The organism is Actinomadura meridiana (assembly GCF_039537545.1).
Lineage (GTDB): Bacteria > Actinomycetota > Actinomycetes > Streptosporangiales > Streptosporangiaceae > Spirillospora > Spirillospora meridiana.
Genome location: NZ_BAABAS010000026.1, coordinates 1 through 20,089, shown reverse-complemented (window position 1 = coordinate 20,089; position 20,089 = coordinate 1). Strand labels below are relative to the sequence as shown.

The window sequence follows — 20,089 nt, the reverse complement described above, 5'->3', positions numbered from 1 at the left end:
GATATGCAGTGGTATGCCCAGCTGGCCTGGCTCGGTGACCGGGTGGCGTCCGACGTCCTCATCGAAGCGGACGGCGAACGGATCACCCGCGTCACCGCCGGTGCCCCCGCCCCGCCCGGCGTCGAACGCCTGCCCGGCCTGACCCTCCCCGGTCTCGCCAACGCGCACTCGCACGCCTTCCACCGCGCGCTCCGTTCCCGTGTTCAGGCCGGTTCAGGAACGTTCTGGACGTGGCGCGAACAGATGTACAGCGTCGCCGAACGCCTCGACCCCGACTCCTACCGCGCCCTCGCCACCGCCGCGTTCGCCGAGATGGCCCTCGCCGGGATCAGCTGCGTCGGCGAGTTCCACTACCTGCACCACCGCCCCGGCGGCGACCCCTACGACGACCCGAACGCGATGGGCGAGGCGCTGATCGCCGCCGCCGCCGACGCGGGCGTCCGGATCACCCTCCTGGACACCTGCTACCTCACCGGCGGCATCGGCGAACCGCTCCAGGGCCCGCAGCTCCGCTTCGGCGACCGCACCGCAGGGAACTGGGCGCGGCGCGTCGACAGCCTCCGCGAGAACACCGGCAAGGCGGGACGGTCGCACGCCCGGGTCGGCGCCGCGATCCACTCCGTCCGGGCCGTGCCGCGCGAGCAGCTCCGGGCGGTCGCGGCGTGGGCGAAGGAGCACCGCGCGCCGCTGCACGTCCACCTGTCCGAGCAGCCCGCCGAGAACGAGGCCTGCGTGGACGCCTACGGCATGACCCCGACCCGGCTGCTCGCCGAGTCGGGGGCCCTCGGCGCGCTGACCACCGCCGTCCACGCGACGCACCTCACCGGCGAGGACATCGGCCTGCTCGGGACGACCATGACCGGCGTGTGCATGTGCCCGACCACCGAACGGGACCTCGCCGACGGCATCGGCCCGGCCCGCGACCTCGCGGCCGCCGGTTCGCCGATCAGCCTCGGCTCCGACCAGCACGCCGTCATCGACCTTTTCGAGGAGGCCCGCGCGGTCGAGCTGGACGAGCGCCTGCGCACCCGGACCCGCGGCCACTGGACGGCCGGTGAGCTGCTCGCCACCGCCACGTCCAACGGCCACTACGGGCTCGGCTGGCCGGAGGCGGGACGGCTGGAGCCCGGCGCGTACGCCGACCTCGTCACCGTCGCGCTCGACTCGGTGCGGACGGCGGGCGCGGCCCCGGACCACGCCGCCGAGGCCGCCGTGTTCGCCGCGACGGCCGCCGACGTCCGGCACGTCGTGGTGTCCGGACGACGGATCGTGCGCGACGGGCGGCACCTGTTGATCGACGACGTCCCGGCCGCGCTCGCCGCCGCAGTGGCCGCCGTGACGGAACCTGAAGGAGAACAGCATGCGACCGCGTGAGATCCTGCCGTGGTGAGCACGGTCATCGCGAACATCGGGGAACTGGTCACCAACGATCCGACCGTCGGTGACGGTCTCGGCATCGTCCGCGACGCCGCGCTGGTGATCGAGGACGGCAAGGTCGCGTGGAGGGGCCCGTCGTCGGACGCGCCCGCCGCCGACGAGTCGTTCGACGCCGCCGGACGGGCCGTCCTCCCCGGCTTCGTCGACTCCCACGCCCACCTGGTGTTCGCGGGGGAGCGCGCCGAGGAGTTCGCGGCCCGGATGAGCGGCCAGCGCTACGACGGCGGCGGCATCCGCACGACCGTGGAGCGTTCCCGCGCCGCGTCCGACGACGAACTGCGCGCCACGCTGCGCCGCATCATCGACGAGATGGCCCGCCAGGGCACGACGACCGTCGAATGCAAGTCCGGGTACGGGCTCACGGTCGAGCAGGAGGCACGCGCCGTCCGCATCGCCGCCGAACTCGCCGACGAGGTCACCTACCTCGGGGCCCACGTCGTACCCACCGAGTACAAGGACGACACCGACGCCTACGCGCGGCTCGTCTCGACGGAAATGCTGGCCGCCTGCGTCCCGCACGCCCGTTGGGTGGACGTCTTCTGTGAGAAGGGCGCTTTCGACGCCGACCAGGCCCGCGAGATCCTGCGGGCCGGGATCGCGGCGGGCCTGAGCCCGCGCGTGCACGCCAACCAGCTCGGCGAGGGTCCCGGCGTGCAGGTCGCCGTGGAGGTGGACGCCGCGTCCGCCGACCACTGCACGTTCCTCAGCGACGCCGACGTGGAAGCCCTGGCCTCATCCCAAACGGTGGCGACGCTCCTGCCGGGCGTCGAGTTCTCCACACGCCAGCCCTACCCGGACGCCCGCCGCCTCATCGACGCGGGCGCGACCGTCGCCCTCGCCAGCGACTGCAACCCGGGCTCCTGCTACAGCTCCAGCATGGCGTTCTGCATCGCCGTCGCCGTCCGCGACATGCACATGACCCCCGCCGAAGCCGTCTGGTCCGCGACGGCAGGCGGCGCCCGCGCCCTACGCCGCACCGACGTCGGCCACCTGGGCGTCGGCGCGCGCGCGGACGTCCACGTCCTAGACGCCCCGTCCCACATCCACCTGGCCTACCGCCCCGGCGTCCCCCAAACAGCCGCCGTCTGGAAGGCAGGCCGGAAAGTGTAAGCTCGCCGCTCAGCTGGTCTTCAGGACGGGTTGAGGACGGCGAAGACGACCTTGCCGACGTTGCCCGCCAGCGGTCGGGTGCCCCAGCAGCGAGTGAACTGCTCGACGACGAACAGGCCCCGGCCTGACTCGCCATTGAGGTCCGCGTGTTCTAGGCGCGGCATGTCGCAGGTGGCGTCCTGAACCTCCACCCACACCACGCCCGCGTCGGTGCGGCCGATGCGGAAGATCACCTCATCGTCGGCCGTGGTCGCGTACCGCAGCGCGTTCGTGACGAGCTCGCTGGCGATGAGGCACGGAACGAAGTCGTCCACCTCCCACCCACCCGCCACCAGCCGGACGAACGTCCGTACCTCCGCCACCGCCCGCAGATCCCTCTTGACCACCATCTCGCTCTGCACCGCCTCACCCATGATCTCTCCTAACTGTGTGTGGCGAACTCCCCACATTGAGCCACTGTCCGCTCTAAAATGTGTGTTGCCGAACAAGGGTGACCAGTGCCGGTAAGCGGTTGCCGCACTGGGTATATGCCGAGAAGAGGTAAGAGCGTGCCCCCACGCCGTCAACGCCCCCGGGAGTCCCCCGCACTCGTCGCATTCGGTCGTCAATTACGGCGAATGCGTGAAGCCAAGGGCATCAAGCAAGAGACCATCGCGCATCTGACGAACCTGAGCGGTGCGCAAGTGAGCCGAATCGAAGCTGGTAAGAGGCGTGCGAGCCGTACGTTCGTAGAGCTCGTGGACGACTACCTTGAGGCGGGCGGTGCGCTCATCAGCCTCTGGGAAGACCTGAACAAGGACGGGCACCCGGTCCCGATCTGGTTCGATTGGCCCGGAATTGAGGCGGACGCGGCCATGCTGGTCTCCTGGGAGCCCATGCTGATCAACGGTCTCGCCCAGACCCCCGCCTACGCTTCGGCGTTGCTTCGAGGAAACAAGGAAGCAGTTGACGCCCGGATCGCTCGTCAGAGCATCCTCACCGGGCGCGACGAGGCCAGCCTACCCTTGCTCATGCTTCTCATCGACGAGCAGGCGCTTTACCGGCAAGTCGGAGCGCCCGAGACCATGCGGGAGCAACTCGAACACCTGCTGGATATGAGCATGTTGCCCAACGTCACGGTTCAAGTAGTGTTGGGAAACGGCGAGCATGATGGCAACTCAGGCGGGTTCATGATCGCGACGATGGACGATCGGAGCGAGATCTCTTACGTCGAGACGGCCATACGCGCCATCACGACGGACAACCCTGCGGACCTGGCCATCATGGCGCGGACCCTGTTCGAGCTTCGTGCGCGGACACTCACCGAAGAGATGTCGCGTGAAGTGATTAGGAAGGTGGTCCAAGAAAAATGGACCTGAGGAACACCAGTTGGCGAAAGAGTAGCTACACCACGTCCAACGGCGGCAATTGCGTCGAGCTGGCGGACGCTGCCGGTGTGGTGGCGGTGCGGGACAGCAAGGACCCGGACGGGCCCGTCCTCCTTGTGACCCGCGCGGCCCTGCGCAGCGCCGTCCAGCCCACTCCCGACACGCACTGACCACCCGGCGGCACCGACCCCCATCGAGTAGAGGACGTCGAGGAGAGATGGACCTGACAAACGCCAAGTGGCGCAAGGCCGGACGAAGCCTGAGTAACGGCGGAGAGTGCGTCGAGCTGGCGGATGCTGCCGGTGTGGTGGCGGTGCGGGACAGCAAGGACCCGGACGGTCCCGTCCTCCTGCTGACCCGCGCAGCCCTGCGCAGCGCCGTCCAGACCCGCCCCGACACGCACTGACCACCCGGCGGCACCGACCCGCCGAGTAGCGGCGAGTCGTCCCGTCCCCCGGGCCAGGACGACCCGCCGCACCCACATCCCCAAGGGCAAGTCCTTCGCCGATCCATCTGTCCCAGAGGCAACACCGGCCAAGTGGACGCGCCCGCTGACAAGCCCGACGACGTGGTTAAGAGTTGGTGAGTAGGTAGCGGGCGAGGATGACGTCGCCGATGGGACGGACCTCTTCGAGCGTCATTCGGTTGCCGAGGTGGTGCGGGAACGCGCCCGTTCCGACGAAGCGTGGGGCGGCGGAGTCACCGACGAAGAACGGGGCGATCACAAGGTGGAGTTCGTCGGCCAGCCCAGCGGTGAGGAACTGGGTGTGGACGGTCCCACCGCCTTCGACCATCAACCGGCGAACGCCTCGTTCGGCGAGGTCGGCGAGCACGGTGTTGAGGTCGACCGGGTCACCGGCGTCCATGACGGTGGCGACGTCACCGAGTCGGGCACGGCAGTTGTCGACCACGGCGTTCGAGCAGTACACGATCTTTTCAACGTCACCGGCGGCGAAGAACCTGGCGCTGGGGTCGAGGTCGCCGTGGGCGGTGAATGTGACCTTGATCGGGCTTTCGGGCATGCCACGGGCGACGCGGGCCTTGCGGCGTTCCTCCCTCCGGACAAGCAGGCGCGGGTTGTCCCGGCGGATGGTGTTGGCACCGACGAGAATGGCATCGCAACCCGCCCGGACTTCGTCGACGCGGTCGAAGTCCTCCTCGTTGGACAGCAGGAGCCGCTCGGCGGTGGTGTCGTCGATGTAGCCGTCCACCGACTCCGCGCAGGAAAGCAGCACGTAGGGGCGTTCAGTCATGCGGTGCTCCAGAGTCGTTGTTGATCAGGTGCTCGAGGAGACGGACGAAGTCCTCGCCTGGGTCCGCGTAGGAGTTGAGTGCGGCGAACTGCTTCTCGTCCAGCCAGGTGCGGAGACGAGGGTCGCGGGCCGCTTGGTGGTAGAACCGTTGCGGTGACCGAACAGCCCGATGGCCAGGGAAATTTCGGGGGGACGGTAGTGGTCGGCAATGTAGGTCATGACCTCAATGCCCACCCCAACGGGACCATGATTGACTCGATAGCCCCGGCTCATTACGAGACGGGCGAGGCACCGGACGGCGGCGTTGATCACAGAGGAGTCGGTGTCGGGGGTTCTGCTACCGCAGATTGCCACGTGCACGGGTGCGGTGGAGGTCGCCGTGCCTTCGGCACGGGCGTCCGCACGTTGGTGGGGAACGGCCGGATTCGGACCGGCCATGGAGGAACCGGCTGGGGCGAGTCCGAGCAGGAGCCGGGCTTGATCGGGGAGTTGCAGGCCGTCCGCGATACGGGTGAGCACCTCGATGTCGGAGACTCGGCCCTGGCGAGTACCCCGCACCCAGTTGGAGATGTCAGAGCGATCATGCTGAGTGAGTAACGCCAGTTGAGTCTGGGTGCACTCGGTGAATTGACCGAGGAAGAGCCGGAAAAGCCGACCGATATCGCGATGGGTGAGGGCCTGCGCGACGTCGTCGCGGCACCAGAATCCCACAGAGACAGCTCCGGGATCGAAATACCTGCGCCTGGTCACGTCACTGTTCGTCCCTGACTCACCGAAAGGCCTCTTCCAGAGAGTAGCGGCGCGCAGCCCATGCGCGGCGGCGATTTGCGGTGCGTGTCCGTGGGCTGGTTCCACGGGAACAAGCCGCGGACTCGGTCACTGTTCCAACTGCGCCGACTGCCACAAGGTTGGACCCGACAGCCGGCCATCTGGAGGCAGGCGGAAGGAAGGGAGAGCCACAGTGGACAGTAGCAAGGACGGCGGCCTGGTGGTGGTCGTGGAGAAGATCGTCGCGGCACGCGGACGCGCTGCTCAGCCATCTGACGGCGGGGGCACCGGCAAGTCCGACCTCAACGACGGCTGACCGGCGATCGTGATCGACTTGATTGTCGAGGTCCTGGGCGGGGAACGGTTCCTCGCCCAGGACCTGGGCCGCACCCACCGGGTCTACCCTGCCCCGGCCGCCGACCGAGAGCGGTTCGCCGACCTGCTGACCTGGACGGCGATGAACCGGCTCCTGGACACCCATCGACTGGAACCGCCACGACTGCGCTTGTCTGCTGACGGTGCCACCATCCCCGCAACGGAGTACTGCCAGCGCCGGACGTACCGGCGCATGCCGCCGTGGGAAGCCCCCCAGCCCCACCTCGTCGCCCAGCAACTTCGCAACGGCGCGACACTGGTCTTGGACGCGATCGGGGAGATGCATCCGCCGATCCGCGCCGTGGCGAGCGCACTCGAGCGCCAACTTCGGATGAGCGTGCAGGTCAACGCCTACGCATCCTGGACAGCGAAAGAAGGCTTCGGCGTCCACTGGGACGACCATGACGTCATCGTCCTACAGGTATCCGGCGCCAAACGATGGCGGATCTACGGCCCAACTCGTCCCGCTCCGCTGTATCGAGATGTCGAGTTCGACGACACACCACCCGAGTACCCGATCGACGAGTTCGTCCTTCAGACCGGGGACGCCTTGCACGTCCCGCGAGGCTGGTGGCATGCCGCCGCCGCGTCCACCGGACACCCGTCCCTTCACCTGACCTGCGGGTTGTCCACGCACACCGGTGTTGACCTGCTGTCATGGCTGGTGGATGACCTCCGCGCACAGCCATCCGTCCGCGCCGACATCCCCCGCCTGGCCGACCGGGACGCCCGGACGGCCTGGCGCCATGAGATGCGCGAGCTTCTGACCGAGCGCCTCAACGACCCGGCGGTGATCGATTCTTACCTGGCCGCGCGTGATGCTGCCCACGGGACTCATGGTGGCTTCTCGTTGCCACACGCTGTGCACGCGCGGCTCCCGGACGATCCCGATCTCCTCGTCCGGCTGGTGGCGCCCCGGGCCGTACTGCACCGCACCGAGCAGACCACAGTTTTGGCCGGTCTGCTCACCGATCACCCTGGCCTGCGCATCTCCACCAAGGCCGGGTACATGACCCGGCGGCAAGCCCGGGCCGCTCGCCGGGCGGGTCTTCATCACCTCCGAAGAGGCCGCTCACTGCCACTCCTTGTCGCCCGCCTACCTGCAACACCGCATTAGCACCAACATCACCGAGCTGGGCCGGGAACGGCTCGACCTGCTGTATCTGCACAATCCCGAACACGACGCGCACGGCGACCGCAGACGACTGCTCAAGCAGATCACCCGAGCGTTCACGATCTTCGAGGAGGCCGCCCATCAGGGCGACATCACCTGCTACGGCATCGCCACGTGGAGCGGGTTCACCAGCGGCGCCTTCACCATTCATGACCTCGTCACCGCGGCGCAACAGGCGGCGGGAAGCGCCCGAACCCATCTGCGGGCGATCCAACTTCCCGTAAGCCTCATCGAACTCGCGCCCGTCGCCGAAGCCCTGCACGGCTCCGGTCCCATCGCGGCGGCCGCCGGGGTTGGTCTGGAGGTGTGGGCCTCCGCGCCACTGAACGGCGGCGAACTCGTCGACCTGGTCAGTTATGACCTGGCCGAGTTCATCAATCCCGGCTTCTCGCGTGTCGCCGCCGCGCTGTCGGTGGTGGCTTCCACGCCGGGGCTCGCTGGAGTTCTGCTGTCGGCCTCAACCACGGCACACTGGCAAGAGGCTGGCCGTGCCTTCCAGTCCCCAGCCATCCCACCCACACGTCTCCAGGACATCTGCCATGTTCTCCGAGCCTGACGATCCCGACGTCCGTGAACGCATGCACGCCGCCTTCACCAACGCGGCAGTCCGGCTCGGATGCTCGCTCATATCCGGTGCGGCCAAAACCTGGGGCCACAACGGAAGAACCCTCGGCGCCCCCGTCACAACGTCCAACGGCAAGGCCTGGCTCCGTGTGCTGGAGGTGCCGCTGGGCAAGGAGGGCGGAAAGCTCTGGACCGGCACCGAGGAAGCCGCCACCACGCTGCCGATGGACATCCCACGGCCCCGGCTACTCGACTCAGTCGATTGGGCGCACGAGCCGTACGCCAACCGGGCCGAACTCAGCACATACGTGATGGCACCCGTTTGTTCCTCTTCCCCAGACCTCACCGGACACATCGCTCTACCGGGCCCCTGGTGGTCACGATTGCGGTGGGCTACGGAAACGGTCGCGACCACACCGGTGCCGGAAGGCCGCCCACACGTCATCACCCAGGACTACATACACCGCACCATCCCCCGCTACCTCGGCGACACAGGCGTTGACACCACCGTCCGCCACTGGACCCTCGCCCACGGCGACCTGCACTGGGCCAACCTCACCGGCCCGGACCTGACCATCCTTGACTGGGAAGGCTTCGGCCCCGGCCCGCACGGATTCGACGCCGCCCACCTCCACGCCCACTCCCTGCCCGTCCCAGAACTCGCGGCCCGCGTCCGCGACGTCTTCACCGACATCCTTGAGACACCAGAAGGCCGCCTCGCGGAACTCGTCGTCGCGGCCATCCTCCTGCAAGCCGCCGACCGCGACCCCGTCCACGCCCGCCTCGCCCCCCACGTCCGACAGAACGCGCAGCGGCTGCTGGCCTACTAGCGCAGCCTCTGGGCTCCTGCGCACGGTCCCAGCGACGACCAACCCACGCAAGGACGACCCTCCGCGCCCGACCGCCGCACGTCCCCTCCACGCAACTTTCGTCGCCCTTCGCCCCACCCACCTGTGACATCGGCTGATACTCGCCTGGCGACCGCAGCCCCACCGTTGCGCCATGGCCTCGCTGCTAGGTTGGACACGAGGTACCCCACTGCAAGGAGAACCCGATGACGGCAATGCCGGAGGAGCCGTCGATCGTTCGTGACGATCTGCGCGAGGCGTTCGCCGCGCTCGACGTCATGCCCGGCTTCCGAGCCGAACTTGTAGATGGAGAAATCATCGTGTCACCGCCCCACGACGGGCAGCATGAGACCATCATCGTGGCCGTCGACGACTGGGTACGGGACGTCCACGGCCTGAGGCTGCACCGCAACCTGACGTTGATCAGCCCAGAAGGCGAGTACGTTCCTGACGGCATCGCAGCCCCCAAGGGCGCGTTCGCGTGGCAGGAATGGCACAGCAAACCCGATGGCGTGTCGATGGTCCTGGAGGTGACCTCCGACCGAAGGGGTAACCGCAAGGGCGCCGAACGCGACCGTGGGCCCAAACGCCGGGGCTACGCCGCCGCTGACATCCCGCTGTACCTACTGATCGACCGCCTGGACGGCAAGGCCACGATCTTTTCTGAGCCACGCGGCGACGACTACACCCACAGCGCGTCCACCACCCTCGGCGAAGACCTCCCCATCCCGGCCCCCCTCGAAGGCGTCCTCCCCACCCACGACTTTTAGGCCATCCGTCGGCCGACCTCCTCCAGACCCGCGCATCCCGGTCCTGGTGCGCCGACGCCCCCGCAGCCCCATATTCGGGTCAGCTGGGAAGAATGATGTCGAGTTCTTGCCAGCTGATCTGAATGTCGAAGGGGATGCTGATGTTCAGCGCCCAGATATCCCGATCACGGTGATTGACACTGATTTGAGAGTAGGTGAGGTGGTCCGGTGACATGAGGGCGTAGTGCTCCACGATGGTCGCGCCGCGCTCATCGAACTGCACAATGAGGTAATGGGGGATTCCGGATTTCGCGTACTCGCCCATCTTGTGGATGCGGTCGCGTGACTGCGACCAGCGCGAGATCACCTCGGCGATGATGATCGCGTCCGCCGCGTCGAGCCGCTCGAACTGCTCGCGACAGCGGTGCACGATCGCGTCAGGGATGCGAATGGTCAGGGGAACCTCCCACAACTGGAGAGGTACCTCGGTGTTGACCTCGTAGCACGGTGCGGTGGACCCGGAGTGCGCCGACCTGTACTTGAGTACGGCGGCCTCAAAGGCGTTCGCGAGCCGGAACGCCGTCTTCTGATGCGGTCGCTCGCGCGGCTCGCGAGGGACCAGACTCCCTTCGACTATCTCGGAACTGCGCCGGACGTCCTCGTCGAGTTCGAGGTACTCGTCCAGGGTCATCGGGTGGAGTCGTACCGGCCGACTCGTCGGCATGGCGTCATCGTCGTGGCGTGGAATGATCGTCATGTCGTCATCGTCGTGGTCCGGCATGCTAATTGTCCTCTAGATAACGGCGGTTGACTCTTATTAGGGGTATTTGCTGTTGAGTAATGTAGTCCGTGGAGAGGGTCTCGGCGACGAAAAGGGTGTGGTCACCGGCGTCGATCGTTTGGCGGGTTTCGCATTCTATGGCGAATTGCCCTAGTTCGGGGATGAGTGCGTCCGAGTGCTCGCCGCGGTGGTGCGGGGTGCTCGCGAGGAGGATGCGGGCGCTTGGGCGGCCTTCGGACGCGAAGCGGCCTGCCAGGGCGCGTTGGCTTGCGGACAGGACGGTCGCGGCCCAGCGGGGCTGGCGGGTCAGGACCTCCGTGAGGTAGGAGGACGTGGCCACGCCCGCTACGACCAGTGGGGGGTCGAGGGACACCGACATGAACGAGGTCACGGTGGTGCCGAGGTCGTCGCGGCCGTCGCGGACGGTCAGCACGACCACGCCCGTGGCGAAGCCCGCGACGGCGTCGACGAAGTCGGGGACGCCGGTCAGCGGATCTCCCAGGTGCCGGGGAGGGTCAGCGGACCGGCGGCCGGAAGGCCGAGCCGGGCGGCGAGGCCGCCGAGGGAGCCCCAGGCGTCGAAGCGGGCGGACGCGGCGGCGCGGTCCTCGCTGGACTCCGGCTGGCGGAGCCGCTCCAGCGGCGACGTGTGCGGGTAGAGCCGGATCGGCGCGTCGGTGGGCAGGCCGGACTTCTTACGCGCCAGGTCGAGGGCCGTGTCGATGCCGCCCAACTCGTCGACGAGGCCGTGCTCGCGGGCGTCGGCGCCCGTCCAGACGCGGCCCCGCGCCAGCTCGTGGACGCGGTCGCGGGACAGGTCGCGGCCCTCGGCGACCTTCGCGGTGAAGTCGTCGTAGATCCGGTCGAGGGCGGCGTTGACGCGCTCCCACTCGGAGTCGCTGAAGTCCTTGGTGGCGCTGAACATGCGGGCGTGGTCGCCGTCCGCGACGGTGCCGAACGTGATGCCGACGCGGTCGAGCAGGCCGTTCACCACGGCCTTCCCGGCGACGACGCCGATCGAGCCGGTGAGCGTGCCGGGCTGCGCGACGATCGCGTCGGCGCCCATCGCCACGTAGTAGCCGCCGGACGCGGCGACGTTGCCCATGGAGACGATCACGGGTTTGCCGGCGCGGCGGGCCAGCACGACCTCCCGCCAGATCGCGTCGGACGCGACGGCGGAGCCGCCGGGGCTGTTGACGCGGAACACGATCGCCTTGACCCGGTCGTCCTTCACGGCGGCGCGGAACGCGGCGCCGATCGTGTCCGAGCCCATCGTGGGGCCGGAGTTCGGGAGCGGGCCGCCCCGGCCGCTGCGGCCGAGCCGGATCGGGCCGTGCCCGTTGATCAGCGCGACCGTGTCCTGGCGGCCGGGATGCGGGAGCCGTCCCGCTAGGCCGTGCGAACGGTTGTAACGGGCGACGTAGCGGAGCTGGGCCTCTTCGCCGAACTCGGTGCGCAGGTCGGCGTACACCTCGTCGCGGTAGGCGAGGCGGTCGACCAGGTTCTCCTCCAGGGCCTCGTCGGCGAGGAGCGGGCCCCGGTCGGTGAGCTCGCGGACCCGGTCCGGCTGGAGGCCGCGTCCCGCGGCGATCCCGGCGGTGACCTGCTCGCCGATCGACGCGACGAGGCGCCGCGACGACTCCTCGTGCTCGGGGGTGTACGCCTTCTCCATGAACGTGTTCGCCATGGTCTTGTACTCGTGGCGCTTGGCGAACCTCGGCTGGACGCCCGCCTTCTCCAGCGCGCCCGCGAGGAACGGCTCCTCGATCGCGACGCCGGTCAGCCCGACCTCGCCGGTCGGCTGGAGGTACACCTTGTCGAAGCCGGTCGCCAGGTAGTAGGGGATGGTGCCGCGTCCGCCCTCGCCGAACGTCTCCGCCCATGCGACGGTCAGCTTGCCCGCGTCCCGCAGGGCCTGGACGGCCTCGCGCAGTTCCTGGACGAGCGCCAGCCCCATCCCGCCGGAGACTTTCACGACAAGGGCGCGCACGCGCGTGTCGGAGCGGGCGCGGCGCAGGCCGTCCAGGACGTCGCGCAGCCCGGTGCGGCGCATGGACATGAGCGCGGAGATCGGGTCGGACGGCGCGGTCTCCATGATGCCGTCGGTGAGGTCGAGTTCGAGGATCAGCGGGGCCGTCCGCCGGTCGCGGGCCTGCTTGATCGCGTTGACGACTGTGCCGGGATCCACCATGGGCCCACCCTATGCGGTCGGGCCCCCGGCGCCCCTTCGGCCGTGCTGGAGCGTCCTCGCGTCAAGGAGTGCCCGTGCTGGAGCGTGCCCGTACTAGGGCATGAACGCCTTGTTGGGAATGACGCTTGCGGTGGCCTGCGCCACGGGGCGTCCCTCCGCGTCGTGGATCAGGGCGTTGGAGACCATGCGGGTGCTGCCGGGATGCAGGCAGGTGCCGGTGACCGTGTACGTCTCGTCGGCGTTGACGGCCCGCAGGTAGTCGACGTTCAGGCTCAGCGTCAGCATCGGCGTGAAGCGCTCGAAGGTGCTGCTCGCCGCCATGCACGCCGCGTTGTCGAGGATCATCGCGATGTAGCCGCCGTGGACGACGTTCCCCGGGTTGCACAGGTCCGCGGTCGGCGTCCAGGAGATGTCGACGCGGCCCGGCTCGGCGCCCGTCACGATCTGCCTGAGATGCCTGCTGACATGGGAGATCTCCGGCACCGTGCCGTCGGCCATGGCCTGGAGCAGCTCGGCGCCGGACAGGGTGTTCCACAGGTCGATCAGCCGCTGGTCCAGCTGCGGGCCCGTCTCGACGCTCACTCGTTCCCCCTGATCATGACGACTCCTCGAATGGTATTCGGTGCCGCCGTCCGGGGGACTGTGCGGTTCCTCACGGATATCGTCGAAGGATGGGCGACGGGGACGGATGGGCCGGCTGCGGCCTTGGGCACACGCACTGGGGGCGGTTCGGCGCGGCGGGTCTGCTGGCCTACCAGCGCGACGACGCCGGGCAGGTGTGGGTGCTGTTGCAGCAGCGCGCGTGGTGGGGCATCGGTGGCGGGACGTGGGGCATGTTCGGCGGCGCGCTGCACAGCCATGAGGACGCCGTGATGGGGGCGCTCCGGGAGACGTCCGAGGAATGCACGCTCGACGTGACGGCCGTGGACGTGCACGGCACGAGGGTCGAAGACCACGGTGGCTGGTCGTTCACCTCCGTCATGGGTTCCCTGTCAGAGCAACTTCCCGTCGAACCCGCGTCGAGGGAGACGCGCGACGCGGAGTGGGTTCGCGCCGAGGACGTCGTCGACCGGAAGCTGTTCGCGCCGTTCGCGCGGTCCTGGCCCCTGCTGCGGGAGGCGATGAAGGGTGTCGTCCTGGTCGTGGACGCGGCGAACGTCGTGGGCGCCCGCGCCGACGGCTGGTGGAAGGACCGGGCCGGTGCTAACGCGCGCCTCCGCGACGATCTGAAGGCGCTCAACGCGGGCGTCCTGGGCATGCCGGACGGGCTCGTGTCGTTCGACCGCTGCTTCCCCGAGGTGGTCCTGGTGGTGGAGGGCGCGGCGCGGCGTGTCGCCGACGAGCCCGCGGACGGGGTGCGGGTCGTGGCGGCGCCGGGCAGCGGCGACGACCAGATCGTCGACGTCGTGCGGGACGCCGGGCCTGACACCGTGAACCTCGTGGTGACGGCCGACCGGGAGCTACGGAGCCGCTGCGAGGCCGCCGGGGCGACCGTGACGGGTCCCCGCTGGCTCCTCGACCGGCTCTAGTTCTCCACGCGGTGACCGGCGTCGAGGAGGGCGGCGGTCGCGTCCTTCAGCCGGTGTTCCGGGACGAGGACGAGATCGGCGTGGTAGGTCGACGCGACGAAGACGGGAACTCCCGCGTCGGCGAGCGGGCCGACGACCGCGGCCAACATCCCCGGCAGATCCAGCCCGTGACCGGCGTCGCCGTAGAAGCCGACCCAGCGTTCCGCCTCACTGAACGGTGACGCCTCCCTGACGACGGTCAGTCCCTCGGGGGCGCGGACCAGCGCGATCCACTCGTCGTCCTCGGGAAACGTCACGTTCGGGATGTGCTGCACCAGAAACTGGGACGGGACGATGTGCAGGCGTTGCGCGGTGGTCACCCCGACACCCTATTCAGGGACGAGCCACACCGCGCCCAGAGGCGGAACCCGCAGCACCGTGGACGCGGGCAGCCCGTGCCAAGGCTCGGCGGTCGCTTCGACCCGTCCCAGGTTGCCGACACCACTGCCGCCGTAGTCGTAGGAGTCGGTGTTGACGATCTCGCGCCAGCCACCCTCACGGGGCAGCCCTAGCCGGTAGTCCTCGTGTGGGTTTCCGGCGAAATTGACCACGCACGCCATCACGGGAGACGTGTCGCCCTTGGTCGCTCCGTAGCGCAGGTAGGAAAGAGTGTTGCCGCCCGCGTCGTTGCCGTCGATCCAACGGAACGCCTCATGGTCGCTGTCGCGCGTCCACAGCGCGGGTTGGTCGCGGTAGGTCCGGTTCAGGCCGCGGACGAGTTTCTGCATCCCCAGGTGGTGGGCGCCCTCGGCGGCGTTCTCCAGCAGCCACCAGTCGAGCGGACGTTCCTCCGCCCATTCGGCGCCCTGCCCGAACTCCTGACCCATGAACAGCAGTTGCTTGCCGGGATGCGACCACATGTAGGCGAGGAGGGCGCGCAGCCCGGCGAACTGCTGCCAGGCGTCGCCCGGCATCTTGCTCAACAGCGAACCCTTGCCGTGGACGACCTCGTCGTGCGACAGCGGCAGGACGTAGTTCTCCGAGAAGGCGTACACCAAAGAGAACGTGATCTCGTTGTGGTGGTAGTGCCGGAACACTGCCTCGTGACGCAGATATTCGAGCGTGTCGTGCATCCACCCCATGTTCCACTTGAACCCGAACCCGAGACCGCCGAGATGCGTCGGACGGGTCACGCCGGGCCATGCCGTGGACTCCTCCGCGACCGTCACGACACCTGGGTTCCGCTTGTATACGGTCGCGTTCATCTCCTGGAGGAACGAGATGGCCTCCAGGTTCTCGCGACCCCCGTACACGTTGGGCGTCCACTCGCCTTCTTCGCGGGAGTAGTCGAGGTACAGCATCGAGGCGACGGCGTCGACGCGCAGCCCGTCGATGTGGAACTCCTCCAGCCAGTACGAAGCGTTCGCCACCAGGAAGTTGCGAACCTCGGCGCGGCCGTAGTTGAACACAAGCGTCCCCCAGTCGGGGTGTTCGCCCCGTGCCGGATCGTCGTGTTCGTATAGGGCGGTGCCGTCGAAACGGGCCAGGGCCCATTCGTCCTTGGGGAAATGCGCGGGAACCCAGTCCATGAGGACGCCTATACCGGCCTGGTGCAGGCGGTCGATCAGGTGGCGGAAGTCGTCCGGGCTGCCGAACCGGGAGGTGGGCGCGTAGTACGACGTCACCTGGTAGCCCCAGGACGGCCCGTACGGGTGTTCGGTGACCGGCAGCAGCTCCACGTGCGTGAAACCCATGTCGCGCACGTACTCGGTCAGTTCGTCCGCGAGTTCCCTGTAGCCGAGACCCGGGCGCCACGAACCGAGATGCACCTCGTACACGCTCATGGGCTCGTGCACCCATTCGTGCTCCTTGCGGGCGTCCATCCACGTGCCGTCGTCCCATTCGTAGGACGAGGTGTAGACGCGGGACGCCGTCGCCGGAGGACGTTCCGTCCATCGCGCCATAGGGTCGGCCTTGGCGCGCCGTACGCCGTCCGCGCCGAGGATCTCGAACTTGTAGCACATGCCGTCGCCGACGCCGGGAACGAACAACTCCCAGATACCGGTGGACCCGAGCGACCGCATCGGGTGCGCGCGGCCGTCCCAGTGGTTGAAGTCGCCGACGACGCGGACGCCCCGCGCGGTAGGCGCCCACACCGCGAACGTCGTCCCCTCCACCGAACCGAACGCCGACACATAGCTGCGGACCCGCGCGCCGAGCGCCCGCCACAGCTCCTCATGCCGTCCCTCGCCGATCAGGTGCAGGTCCAGTTCGCCCAGGGTCGGCGCGTGCCGGTACGGGTCGTCCTGGATCGCCTCGGCGCCGTCCGCGTAGGTGACGGCGAGCCGGTAGTCGGGGACGGCGAGCGGCGCCTCGTCCTCGTCGTCGCCCGCCAGCGACGCGCCCTCGGGCAGCGTCCCGACGAACAGTCCCTCGTGGAAGTGGCGCAGTGGGTACCGGTCGCCGCTCGGCAGGACGACCTCGACACGCTCCGCGAGCGGCCGCAACGCCCGGACCGTCACACCGCCCCGGCCGGGATGCGCGCCGAGCAAACCATGCGGATCGTGATGGTCGCCCGCGACCAGCCTGTCGATCTCCGCGCGCGTGACCCTCGCCATGACCTCGCGTCTCCCGTCCGCCCGAGTTTTTACCCGGGTAGGGATGCCCCGAGATACGCCGGTCTCACGTCACGGACGCACCTGTTTCCAGGAGCTTGACGCTTCCAGGGAAAACGCGCCGGTTCCGACAGCGCGGTCGCGCGGGTTTCGACAGCGCCGCGCACGGGTGTCGGTGGTGCGGTCGCACGGGCGGCACGACTCTTTGTCGAGGGGGTCGCGCCGAATGCGCCGCCCGTGCGGCCACGTCTACCTGGCCCCAGCGGTGACATGGACCACACCGCCGCGAGCTCTATTCCTATGTCACTCCAGCGCCACAGGTATCTGCCGTACCGGCAGGCCCCGGCCCGGCCCGCTCCCGCATGCGAACCGGGCCGCACCGTTCCCGGTGACCTCTCCCGATGACGTCACGTCACCTCTCCTCGCGCTCCTGGCGCGTCTGTTCGAGCAGTAGGCGGCGAAGCCCGACCGAGTCGTCCGCGGCCACCGTCATGGCGAATCCCGCTTGCAGTTGGGCGTCGCTGAGGTCGCCGCTGCGGGTCGCGTACCAGCGTCCCGCGTCACTGCGCCACACCTGCCAGCCCGGGAAGTCGCCCTCGATGGCCGCCTTCAGATCCTCGAAGTCGCCCATCAAGGTCGTCCTTTCCCCGAGGCCGCTCTTCTGTATACAAAAGTCTTACTCGGTCCTAGAGGTGTCAAGCTGTCCGTAAGCGGACCATGCCCCTGTGGATAGCGCGCGGAAGGTATGGATCACTAGGAGGAGTGATCCACGATCGAACGCGGAGTCGAACACCCGGTCGAACGACCGGAGGCCCGCCTGGAAGAAGAATGAGGTGATGCCGGTGCCGGACCGACCCGCCTACCTGCGCATCGCCGACTCGCTGCGTGAGGGGATCCGGGACGGCAGCGTTCCGCCGGGGTCCCGGCTGCCGACCATCGCCGAGCTGTGCGAGGTCCACGGCGTCTCCGAGATCGTCGTGCGGCAGGCCGTCGCGCTGCTGCGCGGGGAGGGGCTCGTCGAGACGCGCCGCGGCGGCGGCACGCTCGTCAAGGTGATCCCGCCCGCGCGCCGGGTCGCGATGGATCGCTACCGCGCGGTGACGAGGCCCATGGCCGTCCCCGAGACCACCTTCACCCGCGACCAGCGGATCACCTGGGAGGAGTACCGGCTCGACCGCCAGTTCAGCCGGGTGCGGGCCGACGACGACCTCGGCGCCCTGTTCGAGTTGCCGACCGGCACCGAGTTGCTGCGCCGCCGGTTCGTGTTCTACTCGCGCGGCGAGCCGCAGCAGATCTCCGTCAACTACCTGCCGTGGGCGCTGGTCGGGGACACGCCCGTCTCCGATCCGGCGCGCGAGCCGTGGCCCGGCGGGACGCTCGCGCAGCTGGCCTATCTCGGCCACCCGCCGACCCGCGTCGAGGAGTCGGTCCGTTCCCGGATGCCGACGCCCGAGGAGGCGGAGACGCTCGGCATGTCGGAGGGCGTGCCGGTCCTCGCGATCACCCGCCGCCTGCTGTCGCGCGTCGACGTGATGGAGGTGTGCCGCGACATCGTGCTTCCGGCGGATCGCGTCGTCCTGGACTACTCCATCGACCTCTGACCGCCGCCGGGGACGGTCATTCGGCGAGGTGGGCCAGCGACCGCAGCGGGATGGGCAGCCACGACGGCCGGTTCCGCGCCTCGTAGTGGACCTCGTAGACGGCCTTGTCGAACTCGAACGCCCGGAGCAGCGCCGCGTTCGCGTCCGGGTCGGGCCCGCCCGCCGCCGCGTAGCCGGTGCGGAACGCGGCGCGGTTCCGCGCCGCCCAGGCGCGGGCGCGCAGTTCCAGCGCCTCGGCCGTGTCGGGCGGCAGGTCGGCGTCCCGGGCGATGAGGAACCGGGCGGCGTACTCGAACGAGCGCAGCATTCCGGCGACGTCCCGTAGGGGATGCGCGGGGGCCCGGCGCTCGGCGGGCGTGCGGGCCGGTTCGCCCTCGAAGTCCAGCAGCGTCCAGCCGCTGTCGGTGCGCAGCACCTGGCCCAGGTGGTAGTCGCCGTGGACGCGCTGGACCGTCAGCGCCTCCGCCCGCGCGGCGAGCGCGTCGAACGCCCCGCGGATCGCGTGGGCGTGCGGGCGGATCTCCGGGACGGCGGCGTTGACCCGGTCGAGCTGGTCGTTCATCGCGAAGACGGTGTCCCGGACGTCCTCGGGCCGTGTGCGGGTCTCGCCGAAGGCGGCGGCGAGGGCGCGGTGCACCTCGGCGGTGGCGGCGCCGAGCCGTTCGGCCTCGGCGGCGAAGTCGCCGCCCGCGTCGCCCGGCACGAGGTCCGCCGCGAGGCCGGGCTGCGAGGGTTGCGCCAGCCAGTCGCGGGCGCTGGTGAGCGCGAGTTGCCAGCCGTCGCTCGCGCTGCGCAGGAACTCCGACAGGAGCGCCAGCGTGACCGGTTCGTCGCCCGTGCCGGGTTCCATCTCGACCCAGCCGTGCACGGCGGGCACGTGCGGGGAGCCCTGCCGGGCGAGTGCCAGGTTGACCTCCAGGTCCGGGTTGACGCCGGGGGAGAGGCGGCGGAACAGCTTGCAGATGTAGGCGTCCCCGAACACCAGCGAAGTGTTGCTCTGCTCGGCGCTGATGGGGATGCCGTCCAGGTCCGTGCGCAGTTCGGCGCCGGGCGCGCGGCGGAACCGCAGGGGCCCGACCGTCGCCTCGTCCGCCATGGCGGCGAGCAGCGTCCGGGCGAGTTCCGGATCGTGGACGGCGTCGTAGACGTGCCCGTCGATGCCGTGCCCGACGGTCGGCTTCCCGATCTCGACGGGACGGAGCCGGTCGGGCAGGTGCTGCCGGGTGCCGAGGAGCAGTTGGTAGTGGTCGGTGGTGCCGTTCTGGTGGACGTCGAGGATGAGGTGGTGTAGGACGGGGTCGCCGGTGCGTAGTTGGGTCGCGGTGTCGATGGTGAGGTCGTCGATGGGGCCGTCCTTGCCACCGAACCACCGCTGCTTTGGCAGCCAACCCGCCAGGAGTTGGACGAGGGAATGGTCATGGTCGGACGGCGGCACGGCTACATCTCTCCCTGAGCGCGCTCAGCGGGCGGCGGCAACAGGAACCAGTAGAAGCCGTGCCCGGGAAGGGTCATCAGGTAGGGCAGTTCGCCAATGGCAGGGAATTGAACGCCGCCCATGCACTCGATCGGCTTGCATTCCTGGAAACGCCGCAGGTCGAGTTCCACCGGTTGTGGGAAACGCGACAGGTTGTTCACACAGAGAACGGTGTCCGTCCCGCCCCACTGATTGGCCTCGCCGTTCTCCATCTCGCGGGTGAAGGCGAGGACGGAGGGGTTGGAGGCGGAGAGTTCGACGTAGGAGCCGACGCC

General features: G+C 69.1%; 24 protein-coding genes. 12 read left to right on the top strand and 12 right to left on the bottom strand.

The annotated features are described in order from the left end of the window. The first annotated feature begins 3 nt into the window (after positions 1-3). Together ABD808_RS31995 and hutI are read left to right on the top strand one after the other, a co-directional pair. Complete coding sequence (locus tag ABD808_RS31995) at positions 4-1,374, top strand: formimidoylglutamate deiminase (protein ID WP_344904868.1); 1,371 nt, start codon at positions 4-6, stop codon at positions 1,372-1,374. A 12-nt stretch (positions 1,375-1,386) separates the two neighbouring features. Beyond that, positions 1,387-2,547, top strand: a complete 1,161-nt coding sequence (gene hutI, locus ABD808_RS31990; RefSeq protein WP_344904865.1) for an imidazolonepropionase — start codon at positions 1,387-1,389, stop codon at positions 2,545-2,547. A 20-nt stretch (positions 2,548-2,567) separates the two neighbouring features. On the opposite strand, the gene ABD808_RS31985 is transcribed toward hutI, so the two are convergent. Beyond that, positions 2,568-2,960 (bottom strand): ATP-binding protein, encoded by a 393-nt coding sequence (locus ABD808_RS31985; RefSeq protein WP_344904862.1) that lies wholly within the window; start codon positions 2,958-2,960, stop codon positions 2,568-2,570. Between the two features lie 114 nt (positions 2,961-3,074). Here ABD808_RS31985 and ABD808_RS31980 point away from each other — a divergent pair, with 114 nt between their 5' ends. Genes ABD808_RS31980 through ABD808_RS31970 form a run of 3 tightly spaced genes read left to right on the top strand, consistent with a single transcriptional unit; the run spans position 3,075 to position 4,320 of the window. Continuing rightward, a complete protein-coding gene (locus tag ABD808_RS31980) occupies positions 3,075-3,905 on the top strand; it encodes a helix-turn-helix domain-containing protein (RefSeq protein WP_344904859.1) in 831 nt (276 codons plus the stop codon). Continuing rightward, positions 3,896-4,084: a DUF397 domain-containing protein gene (locus ABD808_RS31975; protein WP_344904856.1), complete on the top strand. Its 189-nt coding sequence runs from the start codon at positions 3,896-3,898 to the stop codon at positions 4,082-4,084. Before ABD808_RS31980 ends, ABD808_RS31975 begins: the two co-directional genes overlap by 10 nt. Positions 4,085-4,131: 47 nt before the next feature. Further along, positions 4,132-4,320 (top strand): DUF397 domain-containing protein, encoded by a 189-nt coding sequence (locus ABD808_RS31970; RefSeq protein ID WP_344904854.1) that lies wholly within the window; start codon positions 4,132-4,134, stop codon positions 4,318-4,320. 166 nt (positions 4,321-4,486) lie between these two features. Here ABD808_RS31970 and ABD808_RS31965 read toward each other — a convergent pair whose 3' ends face one another. Then, the gene (locus ABD808_RS31965; RefSeq protein WP_344904850.1) at positions 4,487-5,167 is read right to left on the bottom strand and encodes a RibD family protein; all 681 of its coding nucleotides are present in this window, start codon (positions 5,165-5,167) and stop codon (positions 4,487-4,489) included. A gap of 24 nt (positions 5,168-5,191) precedes the next feature. After that, positions 5,192-5,917 carry a hypothetical protein gene (locus ABD808_RS31960; RefSeq protein ID WP_344904847.1) on the bottom strand — a complete coding sequence of 242 codons (726 nt, stop codon included), beginning with the start codon at positions 5,915-5,917 and terminating at the stop codon, positions 5,192-5,194. A gap of 211 nt (positions 5,918-6,128) precedes the next feature. Here ABD808_RS31960 and ABD808_RS31955 point away from each other — a divergent pair, with 211 nt between their 5' ends. From ABD808_RS31955 to ABD808_RS31935, 5 genes are all read left to right on the top strand, one after another. Beyond that, positions 6,129-6,251 (top strand): hypothetical protein, encoded by a 123-nt coding sequence (locus ABD808_RS31955; RefSeq protein ID WP_344904844.1) that lies wholly within the window; start codon positions 6,129-6,131, stop codon positions 6,249-6,251. A gap of 9 nt (positions 6,252-6,260) precedes the next feature. After that, entirely contained in the window at positions 6,261-7,427 is a 1,167-nt protein-coding gene (locus tag ABD808_RS31950; RefSeq protein ID WP_344904841.1) for a cupin domain-containing protein, read from the top strand. Next, the gene (locus ABD808_RS31945) at positions 7,396-8,040 is read left to right on the top strand and encodes an aldo-keto reductase family protein (RefSeq protein ID WP_344904838.1); all 645 of its coding nucleotides are present in this window, start codon (positions 7,396-7,398) and stop codon (positions 8,038-8,040) included. Before ABD808_RS31950 ends, ABD808_RS31945 begins: the two co-directional genes overlap by 32 nt. Further along, positions 8,024-8,878, top strand: coding sequence for a phosphotransferase (locus ABD808_RS31940; protein WP_344904835.1), 855 nt, complete (start codon positions 8,024-8,026; stop codon positions 8,876-8,878). The genes ABD808_RS31945 and ABD808_RS31940 overlap by 17 nt, the downstream gene beginning before the upstream one ends. A 224-nt stretch (positions 8,879-9,102) precedes the next feature. Further along, positions 9,103-9,666, top strand: coding sequence for a Uma2 family endonuclease (locus ABD808_RS31935; protein ID WP_344904832.1), 564 nt, complete (start codon positions 9,103-9,105; stop codon positions 9,664-9,666). Positions 9,667-9,745: 79 nt separating this feature from the next. Here the strand turns inward: ABD808_RS31935 and ABD808_RS31930 are convergent, their stop codons facing one another. The 4 genes from ABD808_RS31930 to ABD808_RS31915 form a co-directional block, all read right to left on the bottom strand. After that, entirely contained in the window at positions 9,746-10,426 is a 681-nt protein-coding gene (locus tag ABD808_RS31930) for a Uma2 family endonuclease (RefSeq protein WP_344904829.1), read from the bottom strand. 1 nt (position 10,427) lies between these two features. After that, positions 10,428-10,916 carry a flavin reductase family protein gene (locus tag ABD808_RS31925; protein ID WP_344905919.1) on the bottom strand — a complete coding sequence of 163 codons (489 nt, stop codon included), beginning with the start codon at positions 10,914-10,916 and terminating at the stop codon, positions 10,428-10,430. Continuing rightward, a complete protein-coding gene (gene sppA, locus ABD808_RS31920; RefSeq protein WP_344904826.1) occupies positions 10,913-12,616 on the bottom strand; it encodes a signal peptide peptidase SppA in 1,704 nt (567 codons plus the stop codon). Before sppA ends, ABD808_RS31925 begins: the two co-directional genes overlap by 4 nt. 93 nt (positions 12,617-12,709) lie before the next feature. Continuing rightward, positions 12,710-13,198, bottom strand: coding sequence for a PaaI family thioesterase (locus tag ABD808_RS31915; protein ID WP_344904823.1), 489 nt, complete (start codon positions 13,196-13,198; stop codon positions 12,710-12,712). 89 nt (positions 13,199-13,287) lie between these two features. On the opposite strand from ABD808_RS31915, the gene ABD808_RS31910 reads away from it, so the two are divergent. Then, on the top strand, positions 13,288-14,145 hold the full coding sequence (locus ABD808_RS31910) for an NUDIX domain-containing protein (protein ID WP_344904820.1): 858 nt from the start codon (positions 13,288-13,290) through the stop codon (positions 14,143-14,145). Here the strand turns inward: ABD808_RS31910 and ABD808_RS31905 are convergent. The 3 genes from ABD808_RS31905 to ABD808_RS31895 all read right to left on the bottom strand — a co-directional run bounded on the left by ABD808_RS31905 (position 14,142) and on the right by ABD808_RS31895 (position 17,370). Then, positions 14,142-14,504, bottom strand: coding sequence for an ACT domain-containing protein (locus ABD808_RS31905; protein WP_344904817.1), 363 nt, complete (start codon positions 14,502-14,504; stop codon positions 14,142-14,144). The genes ABD808_RS31910 and ABD808_RS31905 overlap by 4 nt on opposite strands. 9 nt (positions 14,505-14,513) lie before the next feature. After that, positions 14,514-16,742 carry a 1,4-alpha-glucan branching protein GlgB gene (gene glgB / locus ABD808_RS31900; protein ID WP_344904814.1) on the bottom strand — a complete coding sequence of 743 codons (2,229 nt, stop codon included), beginning with the start codon at positions 16,740-16,742 and terminating at the stop codon, positions 14,514-14,516. A gap of 409 nt (positions 16,743-17,151) precedes the next feature. Beyond that, the gene (locus tag ABD808_RS31895; RefSeq protein WP_344904810.1) at positions 17,152-17,370 is read right to left on the bottom strand and encodes a hypothetical protein; all 219 of its coding nucleotides are present in this window, start codon (positions 17,368-17,370) and stop codon (positions 17,152-17,154) included. 205 nt (positions 17,371-17,575) lie between these two features. Here ABD808_RS31895 and ABD808_RS31890 point away from each other — a divergent pair, with 205 nt between their 5' ends. Further along, entirely contained in the window at positions 17,576-18,340 is a 765-nt protein-coding gene (locus ABD808_RS31890; protein ID WP_344904807.1) for a GntR family transcriptional regulator, read from the top strand. Between the two features lie 16 nt (positions 18,341-18,356). Here ABD808_RS31890 and ABD808_RS31885 read toward each other — a convergent pair whose 3' ends face one another. Both ABD808_RS31885 and ABD808_RS31880 read right to left on the bottom strand, forming a co-directional pair. Continuing rightward, the gene (locus tag ABD808_RS31885) at positions 18,357-19,775 is read right to left on the bottom strand and encodes a maltokinase N-terminal cap-like domain-containing protein (RefSeq protein WP_344904805.1); all 1,419 of its coding nucleotides are present in this window, start codon (positions 19,773-19,775) and stop codon (positions 18,357-18,359) included. Between the two features lie 2 nt (positions 19,776-19,777). Next, positions 19,778-20,089, bottom strand: a 312-nt coding sequence (locus tag ABD808_RS31880; RefSeq protein WP_344904802.1) for an alpha-glucosidase C-terminal domain-containing protein, incomplete at its 5' end; no start/stop codon positions are given.